The 5,992-nt window shown below is 51.0% G+C and carries 3 protein-coding genes and 4 pseudogenes; 5 read left to right on the plus strand and 2 right to left on the minus strand.

All coding sequences use genetic code 11. The annotated features are described in order from the left end of the window. Nucleotides 1-122: 122 nt before the first annotated feature. Nucleotides 123-872: pseudogene (intI1, locus tag C4F37_RS26515) on the minus strand (class 1 integron integrase IntI1); the annotation flags it as partial. Nucleotides 873-1,051: 179 nt separating this feature from the next. Here intI1 and C4F37_RS26520 point away from each other — a divergent pair. The 4 genes and pseudogenes from C4F37_RS26520 (at nucleotide 1,052) to C4F37_RS26540 (ending at nucleotide 3,910) form a co-directional block, all read left to right on the plus strand. Continuing rightward, a complete protein-coding gene (locus C4F37_RS26520) occupies nucleotides 1,052-1,606 on the plus strand; it encodes an aminoglycoside N-acetyltransferase AAC(6')-Ib3 (RefSeq protein WP_032488579.1) in 555 nt (184 codons plus the stop codon). Between the two features lie 266 nt (nucleotides 1,607-1,872). Next, nucleotides 1,873-3,132: pseudogene (locus tag C4F37_RS26525) on the plus strand (CmlA family chloramphenicol efflux MFS transporter). Between the two features lie 191 nt (nucleotides 3,133-3,323). Further along, the gene (locus tag C4F37_RS26535) at nucleotides 3,324-3,671 is read left to right on the plus strand and encodes a quaternary ammonium compound efflux SMR transporter QacE delta 1 (RefSeq protein WP_000679427.1); all 348 of its coding nucleotides are present in this window, start codon (nucleotides 3,324-3,326) and stop codon (nucleotides 3,669-3,671) included. Continuing rightward, nucleotides 3,665-3,910, plus strand: coding sequence for a dihydropteroate synthase (locus tag C4F37_RS26540; protein WP_059339632.1), 246 nt, complete (start codon nucleotides 3,665-3,667; stop codon nucleotides 3,908-3,910). Before C4F37_RS26535 ends, C4F37_RS26540 begins: the two co-directional genes overlap by 7 nt. 152 nt (nucleotides 3,911-4,062) lie before the next feature. On the opposite strand, the pseudogene C4F37_RS26545 reads toward C4F37_RS26540, so the two are convergent. Beyond that, nucleotides 4,063-5,109, minus strand: a pseudogene (locus C4F37_RS26545) (methyl-accepting chemotaxis protein); the annotation flags it as partial. A 185-nt stretch (nucleotides 5,110-5,294) separates the two neighbouring features. On the opposite strand from C4F37_RS26545, the pseudogene C4F37_RS26555 reads away from it, so the two are divergent. Then, a pseudogene (locus tag C4F37_RS26555) lies at nucleotides 5,295-5,867 on the plus strand (IS1380-like element ISEcp1 family transposase); the annotation flags it as partial. Nucleotides 5,868-5,992: the final 125 nt, after the last annotated feature.

Consider the following 5,992-nt stretch of genomic DNA (forward strand, 5'->3'; position numbering starts at 1 on the left):
AGTACCAGCGTACGGCCCACAGAATGATGTCACGCTGAAAATGCCGGCCTTTGAATGGGTTCATGTGCAGCTCCATCAGCAAAAGGGGATGATAAGTTTATCACCACCGACTATTTGCAACAGTGCCGACGCACGACACCGCTCCGTGGATCGGTCGAATGCGTGTGCTGCGCAAAAACCCAGAACCACAGCCAGGAATGCCCGGCGCGCGGATACTTCCGCTCAAGGGCGTCGGGAAGCGCAACGCCGCTGCGGCCCTCGGCCTGGTCCTTCAGCCACCATGCCCGTGCACGCGACAGCTGCTCGCGCAGGCTGGGTGCCAAGCTCTCGGGTAACATCAAGGCCCGATCCTTGGAGCCCTTGCCCTCCCGCACGATGATCGTGCCGTGATCGAAATCCAGATCCTTGACCCGCAGTTGCAAACCCTCACTGATCCGCATGCCCGTTCCATACAGAAGCTGGGCGAACAAACGATGCTCGCCTTCCAGAAAACCGAGGATGCGAACCACTTCATCCGGGGTCAGCACCACCGGCAAGCGCCGCGACGGCCGAGGTCTTCCGATCTCCTGAAGCCAGGGCAGATCCGTGCACAGCACCTTGCCGTAGAAGAACAGCAAGGCCGCCAATGCCTGACGATGCGTGGAGACCGAAACCTTGCGCTCGTTCGCCAGCCAGGACAGAAATGCCTCGACTTCGCTGCTGCCCAAGGTTGCCGGGTGACGCACACCGTGGAAACGGATGAAGGCACGAACCCAGTGGACATAAGCCTGTTCGGTTCGTAAACTGTAATGCAAGTAGCGTATGCGCTCACGCAACTGGTCCAGAACCTTGACCGAACGCAGCGGTGGTAACGGCGCAGTGGCGGTTTTCATGGCTTGTTATGACTGTTTTTTTGTACAGTCTATGCCTCGGGCATCCAAGCAGCAAGCGCGTTACGCCGTGGGTCGATGTTTGATGTTATGGAGCAGCAACGATGTTACGCAGCAGCAACGATGTTACGCAGCAGGGCAGTCGCCCTAAAACAAAGTTAGGCATCACAAAGTACAGCATCGTGACCAACAGCAACGATTCCGTCACACTGCGCCTCATGACTGAGCATGACCTTGCGATGCTCTATGAGTGGCTAAATCGATCTCATATCGTCGAGTGGTGGGGCGGAGAAGAAGCACGCCCGACACTTGCTGACGTACAGGAACAGTACTTGCCAAGCGTTTTAGCGCAAGAGTCCGTCACTCCATACATTGCAATGCTGAATGGAGAGCCGATTGGGTATGCCCAGTCGTACGTTGCTCTTGGAAGCGGGGACGGATGGTGGGAAGAAGAAACCGATCCAGGAGTACGCGGAATAGACCAGTTACTGGCGAATGCATCACAACTGGGCAAAGGCTTGGGAACCAAGCTGGTTCGAGCTCTGGTTGAGTTGCTGTTCAATGATCCCGAGGTCACCAAGATCCAAACGGACCCGTCGCCGAGCAACTTGCGAGCGATCCGATGCTACGAGAAAGCGGGGTTTGAGAGGCAAGGTACCGTAACCACCCCAGATGGTCCAGCCGTGTACATGGTTCAAACACGCCAGGCATTCGAGCGAACACGCAGTGATGCCTAACCCTTCCATCGAGGGGGACGTCCAAGGGCTGGCGCCCTTGGCCGCCCCTCATGTCAAACGTTGGGCGCACAATAAGGCTCCTCGCAGAGTTGCTTGAAAGTTGTTACGATTCAAATTCAATCATGAGATAGTCGGCAGATGAGCATTTCCAAGAACGCAGACAAGTAAGCCGCAGCAACCTTCATTTTTCGGTTGTTGCGGCGTTCTCAAGAATCCTTTTGCTCTACGGGAGCGCCGCCAAATCCTTTGTTCAAGGAGATGGTTTCGTGCGCTCAAAAAATTTTAGTTGGCGGTACTCCCTTGCCGCCACGGTGTTGTTGTTATCACCGTTCGATTTATTGGCATCACTCGGCATGGACATGTACTTGCCGGCAGTGCCGTTTATGCCAAACGCGCTTGGTACGACAGCGAGCACAATTCAGCTTACGCTGACAACGTACTTGGTCATGATTGGTGCCGGTCAGCTCTTGTTTGGACCGCTATCGGACCGACTGGGGCGCCGCCCCGTTCTACTGGGAGGTGGCCTCGCCTAGGTTGTGGCGTCAATGGGCCTCGCTCTTACGTCATCGGCTGAAGTCTTTCTGGGGCTTCGGATTCTTCAGGCTTGTGGTGCCTCGGCGTGCCTTGTTTCCACGTTTGCAACAGTACGTGACATTTACGCAGGTCGCGAGGAAAGTAATGTCATTTACGGCATACTCGGATCCATGCTGGCCATGGTCCCGGCGGTAGGCCCATTGCTCGGAGCGCTCGTCGACATGTGGCTTGGGTGGCGGGCTATCTTTGCGTTTCTAGGTTTGGGCATGATCGCTGCATCTGCAGCAGCGTGGCGATTCTGGCCTGAAACCCGGGTGCAACGAGTTGCGGGCTTGCAATGGTCGCAGCTGCTACTCCCCGTTAAGTGCCTGAACTTCTGGTTGTACACGTTGTGTTACGCCGCTGGAATGGGTAGCTTCTTCGTCTTTTTCTCCATTGCGCCCGGACTAATGATGGGCAGGCAAGGTGTGTCTCAGCTTGGCTTCAGCCTGCTGTTCGCCACAGTGGCAATTGCCATGGTGTTTACAGCTCGTTTTATGGGGCGTGTAATACCCAAGTGGGGCAGCCCAAGCGTCTTGCGAATGGGAATGGGATGCCTGATAGCTGGAGCAGTATTGCTTGCCATCACCGAAATATGGGCTTCGCAGTCCGTGTTAGGCTTTATTTCTCCAATGTGGCTAGTGGGTATTGGTGTCGCCACAGCGGTATCTGTGGCGCCCAATGGCGCTCTTCGAGGATTCGACCATGTTGCTGGAACGGTCACGGCAGTCTACTTCTGCTTGGGCGGTGTACTGCTAGGAAGCATCGGAACGTTGATCATTTCGCTGTTGCCGCGCAACACGGCTTGGCCGGTTGTCGTGTACTGTTTGACCCTTGCAACAGTCGTGCTCGGTCTGTCTTGTGTTTCCCGAGCGGAGGGCTCTCGCGGCCAGGGGGAGCATGATGTGGTCGCGCTACAAAGTGCGGAAAGTACGTCAAATCCCAATCGTTGAGAGAATGTGGCAAGCTATCGCCCAACAAATCGCTGCAGCCGACCCAAAACCGCTACGCGGTTTCGGTCGGCTGAGCTCAGGCGTTAGATGCACTAAGCACATAATTGCTCACAGCCAAACTATCAGGTCAAGTCTGCTTTTATTATTTTTAAGCGTGCATAATAAGCCCTACACAAATTGGGAGATATATCATGAAAGGCTGGCTTTTTCTTGTTATCGCAATAGTTGGCGAAGTAATCGCAACATCCGCATTAAAATCTAGCGAGGGCTTTACTAAGCTTGCCCCTTCCGCCGTTGTCATAATCGGTTATGGCATCGCATTTTATTTTCTTTCTCTGGTTCTGAAATCCATCCCTGTCGGTGTTGCTTATGCAGTCTGGTCGGGACTCGGCGTCGTCATAATTACAGCCATTGCCTGGTTGCTTCATGGGCAAAAGCTTGATGCGTGGGGCTTTGTAGGTATGGGGCTCATAATTGCTGCCTTTTTGCTCGCCCGATCCCCATCGTGGAAGTCGCTGCGGAGGCCGACGCCATGGTGACGGTGTTCGGCATTCTGAATCTCACCGAGGACTCCTTCTTCGATGAGAGCCGGCGGCTAGACCCCGCCGGCGCTGTCACCGCGGCGATCGAAATGCTGCGAGTCGGATCAGACGTCGTGGATGTCGGACCGGCCGCCAGCCATCCGGACGCGAGGCCTGTATCGCCGGCCGATGAGATCAGACGTATTGCGCCGCTCTTAGAGGGGGAACCGCAGAATTCGGAAAAAATCGTACGCTAAGCTAACGGTGTTCTCGTGACAGCTCTTTGACTAGGCTTTCTAAGGCCATTCTGATAGCCCTGACTTCCTGAAAAGCCATGGCTAAAATTTGTGCGGCTAAAAGGGATAACCGATGGTAAAGTAAGTTATCCCTGTCGAGATACTGAAAAGCGTTATCCTCGTTTTTCCCAAAACTGTTTTGCCAGTTCGCTCAGAGCGCTAGTTAACTGAGCGACAGATTTCGCACTTTGCAAATTATTCTGCCCGGTCTGTACATTGGTATCAGCAGCATCGCGTATATTGATAATACTGCGGTTTATGTCTTCACTTACTGCTCCCTGCTGCTCGACCGCAGTCGCTATTTGCGCGTTCATGTCGGTAATTTCGTTAACGCGTTGGCCAATTCCATCAAGAGCTGTAGCTGCTTCCTCTGCGTGAGCTACACTCGTGTGCGCTTGCCGACTACTTTGCTCCATGACTGTAACAGCGGATTGCGCTCGCTCTTGTAGAGCGCTGATCATGCTTTGAATATCCGTTGTCGATTGCTGTGTGCGAGCAGCAAGACTGCGAACCTCATCGGCGACAACAGCAAAACCACGCCCCTGCTCACCAGCACGCGCGGCCTCAATTGCTGCGTTGAGTGCCAACAAATTCGTTTGCTCGGCGATCCCTCGTATAACGTCAAGAACTTTTGATATCTCGTTACTTTGACCTTCAAGCTCATGAATAACCTGAGTGGCTTGCCTAATTTCACCTTCAAGGGCAGTGATTGACTGGCTTGTGTGGGCTACCAGACGCTGGCCAGATGCCGTCTCAGTGTCTGCTCTTCCGGCCGCATCTGCAGCATGCTGTGCATTGCTCGCAACCTCTTGAATGCTTGCCACCATTTGGTTTACTGCCGTTGCTATTTGATCTGTCTCTGCCTGCTGCTCAACTGTAAGTACATTGCTTGACTCAATATCCTTTAGTAGGCCTCGGGTGTGTTCGCTAAGCCGATTTGATGCATCACCTATGCGACCTACTATGGCGCCTGTTTCAGCTTGCATCATTCGTAAAGCAAACTCTATTTGGCCAAACTCATCGGTGCGCCCAGTGTAGAGGGATTGACTTAATGGGTTATTGGAAATATTCCTGGCTCTTTCAACCAGTCTTCCAAGAGGAGAGAGAATAGCCAAAACACTAACAGAGCTTAAGCTTCCTGACATTAAAGTGGCTAACACCTAGATTCTACGTCAGTACTTCAAAAAGCATAATCAAAGCCTTGATAAATATGCATTCCTTCGAAATTCAGCTTTCACCCATTGGGTGAAAGAAAAGTGCTCAAAAATATGTTAAATTATCAGCTTTTATGACTCGATATATGGTAAAATAATAGTAAGAAAAGTAGTAAAAAGGGGTTCTAATTATGATTAATAAAATTGATTTCAAAGCTAAGAATCTAACATCAAATGCAGGTCTTTTTCTGCTCCTTGAGAATGCAAAAAGCAATGGGATTTTTGATTTTATTGAAAATGACCTCGTATTTGATAATGACTCAACAAATAAAATCAAGATGAATCATATAAAGACCATGCTCTGCGGTCACTTCATTGGCATTGATAAGTTAGAACGTCTAAAGCTACTTCAAAATGATCCCCTCGTCAACGAGTTTGATATTTCCGTAAAAGAACCTGAAACAGTGTCACGGTTTCTAGGAAACTTCAACTTCAAGACAACCCAAATGTTTAGAGACATTAATTTTAAAGTCTTTAAAAAACTGCTCACTAAAAGTAAATTGACATCCATTACGATTGATATTGATAGTAGTGTAATTAACGTAGAAGGTCATCAAGAAGGTGCGTCAAAAGGATATAATCCTAAGAAACTGGGAAACCGATGCTACAATATCCAATTTGCATTTTGCGACGAATTAAAAGCATATGTTACCGGATTTGTAAGAAGTGGCAATACTTACACTGCAAACGGTGCTGCGGAAATGGGCTTTGTTGAATAAATCAGATTTCGGGTAAGTCTCCCCCGTAGCGGGTTGTGTTTTCAGGCAATACGCACGCTTTCAGGCATACCTGCTTTCGTCATTTTGTTCAGCGCTCGTACCAGGGCCAT

The organism is Escherichia sp. R1 (assembly GCF_003000935.1).
Lineage (GTDB): Bacteria > Pseudomonadota > Gammaproteobacteria > Enterobacterales > Enterobacteriaceae > Escherichia > Escherichia coli.

Excerpts from the sequence above, each read along its gene's own strand:
- C4F37_RS26535 (WP_000679427.1), top strand. The coding sequence starts at position 3,324 with ATGAAAGGCTGGCTTTTTCTTGTTATCGCAATAGTTGGCGAAGTAATC.
- C4F37_RS26540 (WP_059339632.1), top strand. The coding sequence starts at position 3,665 with ATGGTGACGGTGTTCGGCATTCTGAATCTCACCGAGGACTCCTTCTTC.